We start from the raw sequence: 3365 nt of genomic DNA on the forward strand, positions 1-3365 counted from the left end.
GTGGAAGTGACCGGTCGATCCATTATGTCCATGATGTCGATTGTGGACACAAACCAGGCGTGCCACACCGGTCGAATCATGCCGACGGCACATCACTTCGTCCAGACGGCTCTCAAAGGACGCTTACTGCTCAACTTCGTTCAACGTCGATTTTGCAGCATTAAATGCCGATCCAAGTTCATTCAAAATGCGCGCGCCCAAGGAGGTGTCGCTACTGCGTGGGCCGCCGGGAATAAAAAGTGGCGGCATGACGACAGCAATACCGGGGAGCAGCGGGACGACCACCGGCAAGGCACCAACTCCAGGTCGTCCTCCCAGCATTCCCCCGCCACTGCGTGGTCGCGGATCAAACGGATCATCCCTGAAGGCGATCTCGCCGCGCTGATATTTTTTGTAGAAATCCCGGTCATAACCGATGCCGTCATTGCCAGCAATCGTACTTCCGCGCTGCCCGAATGGATCGCCGTCAACTTCGGAACTGTGATCTTCGCCACCCTTCTGCAATGGCAACCTTGGTGTACCACCAGCAGTAATCGATAAATTAGCCGGCAGATAGTCATCGTATGCGGAGGGAACGGACAACTGAACCATGCTGATGGGCGCAGCACCTTGGAAGCGACCCAGACCCAAAGCACTAGCCATCGAGTCTTGCCGCATGTCCTCTTGCCGTTGCAGCTCAAATTCGCTCTGGCTTGCTCGTATCACGTCATTAAGCGAGTTGCCGAGTTCATTGCCAAACGCATCCCGCGCCACTTGCCCCACACTAACCGATCCGCCCCGAGCTGCTGCCGTTACCATCCCCGCACCGATCGCCCTTGCGATCGAGACACCACGTGGCCCGAACTGCTGCGCAAATGCACTATCTTTGAGGCCCTCGCCAATTGCATCCCCAGCCATGCTGCCGAGCGCGGCACCTGCGACGTTTGCCCAACTGAAGTGATCCTGCAACCCAGTTGCCACGCTGATGGCTTGTGTGGTCGCATTGACTGCCGCAGCGCGAACCGCTGTGTCGGCGACGGTGTTGCCGGTCGACGGCATGTTTGGCATGCCTTCGGACACTCCTTCACTTACTGCAGCCATGGCCATCGATTTCAGGTTGAAACCATCCTGAGTGCCCATCATGTTGCCAGCAAACTGCCCAGCAATATTGCCCGCGATCGGACCAAAATAGGCGGAAACGACCACCACGATCACTGTCTGGATAACCTGACCAACAACGCCACAGCCCTGATCAGCCGCCGGCATCGGCAAGCTCGGTGCGAGGTCACCGATTACCTTGCTGGCGTCATACGCCTTCACGGTCTGGTAGTCACTGCGTATCGCATTGCTCTTGACCGGAATGGTGACCATATCCCCCGCCTTGAGCGTCGCATCGCCGGCCATGCCGTTCGCATCGGCAAGCACGTACCACAAGCTCGCGTCGCCCCATACCGCCTTGGCGATGCTCTGCAGCGTCTCGCCATCCTTCTGCACGCGGTATTGCGCCGGGCCGCTGTCTTGGCTAGCCGCACTAACGGGCACGTAGTCGCTGCCAAAGGTGTCGGTAAGCACCCCGTTGCTGCGCTCGCCGCTGCTGCCCAGTACTTCCCCTTGCACCACCAGGCTGTGCAGACGCTGACCATTCTGGTCCTTCTCCAGCACCCTGCCGTTGCTGTCGTTGTAGAGCACACGGTCGTTGAAGGCTGCATCGCGGCTGGCATGCACATCCGTCAGGTGGCCGTAGCCGTCATAGGTACTGGTGCTGCTTGCGGTTTCGCTGCCGCGCCTGACCGTGATCTGGGACGTCACCTGGTCATCGAAGTAGTCGTAACCGTAAATGGTGAGCGTGGTCTTGCCGCCCTGCTGAAGTTCGTATGCTTGCAGATCGCCGTTGCCGTCGTAGCGATAGGTCGTAGTCGTGGTGGCGATGGCGCCAGGCAGGGTCGTGCCGGCCGGCGTGGGGACCGGGTTGATGTGGTGGTCCTTGGCAGTCGCCTCGACGGGCACGGTGCCGGTGGAGACGGTGGCCGCACTGAACACCTGCTGCTGCGCGATCTTGCCGGCGGCGTCGTAGGTGTTACGGTGCACATCGGTGTTGATGCCGTTTGCAGCCAGCACAGCGGCGAGCTGGTCGATATAGGGCTTGTCGCCGAGGTGCAGAGCGCCGCTGACCACGACGCGACCGCCAGCGTCGTAGAGCCGGTCTTCTGCTTCCACGCCGTCGATCCATGTGGCGCTCAGGCGCCCGACGGCGTCGTAGCGATATGCTAGTTCGCTTACGCCGGCAATGTTGCTCCAGCCGCTCTGCTGTTGCTCGTTGTCCGAGACGGGCATGGCGTGCAAGCCGTTCTGCCTTACGGTGAGACGGTTGCCGGCATTGTCGTAGGTAACGACATGGCTGCTGGCATTGCTAGTGTCGAACGCCGCCTGGCCGTTGACCAGCGTGCCGTCGATGATGGTTTCCCGGTTCAGCGCGTCGTAGGCGTTCCACGCGTCGGTGGTGCGCTGTGCACCGTCATCGTCGATGTAGCGCGTGGTCTCATGTACGCGGTTGCCGTTGGCGTCGTAGTCGATATGCATAGAATAGCGGCCGTCGGCGATGTCGGTATTGCGGCCAAGTGCGTCGAAGCGGACGTGGTTGTCCTGCAAGGCATTGGTTTCGCGGCCGTCGCGCTCGATGGCCGTCTTCTCGCGTACGCGGTTGCCGGCCAGATCGTAGGAGTAGCGGGTGGTGGTGTGGCTGATGTTGTTGGTGATGCGGGTGAGCAGACCGGAGGTCTTGTCGTACTCGAACACCGTGTCCTGGCCCAGGTGGCCGGCGGAGACGCTGCCGGTCTTCTGGCTCTTGAGCAGACCGAGGTTGTTATAGCTGTATTGGATGACGGTGCCGGAGAGGTCCTGGTGGGTCTGGACATGACCACGCAGATCGTAGGACCAGGTCATGACCTTGCGGCCCTGCTGCAACATCCAGGTCTGGTAACCGAACTTGTCGTGGCCGAACAAGGTGGTCGTGGCCATGCTGGTGCCGGCGGCATTGACTTGCTTGATGAGATTGTTGCGCAGGTCGTAGGATAGCTTGGTGCGGATGCCGTCGGCAGCTGTGATGATGGTGCGCCTGCCCAATGCGTCATAGCCGAAAGTCTGGGTCAAGGCGCTATTGCCGGTTTGCTTACCAGTGGCATCGAACACCGCGGCCGCCATGTCGGGCATGGCAGCGCTGCTGATTGACGTTAATTGGCCGTTATGGTTGTAGGCATACGCGGTGAGCACGCCGTTGGCCTGGCGCAGGCGGACGCGCTGGCCGAAGGCGTCATATTGACTGCGCTCGACGCCACCATCGGCATGCTTCTCTTCGATGAGGTTGCCCGCCGCGTCATAACGACGGC

The 3365-nt window shown here is 60.5% G+C and carries 1 protein-coding gene; it reads right to left on the minus strand.

Annotated elements, in window-relative coordinates; genetic code table 11:
• Window positions 1–123: 123 nt before the first annotated feature.
• The coding region (locus G3574_RS27965) for a LysM peptidoglycan-binding domain-containing protein (RefSeq protein WP_163968854.1) at window positions 124–3365 on the minus strand (3242 nt) is incomplete at its 5' end.

The organism is Noviherbaspirillum galbum, from assembly GCF_010974945.1.
Taxonomy (GTDB): Bacteria; Pseudomonadota; Gammaproteobacteria; order Burkholderiales; family Burkholderiaceae_D; genus Noviherbaspirillum; species Noviherbaspirillum galbum.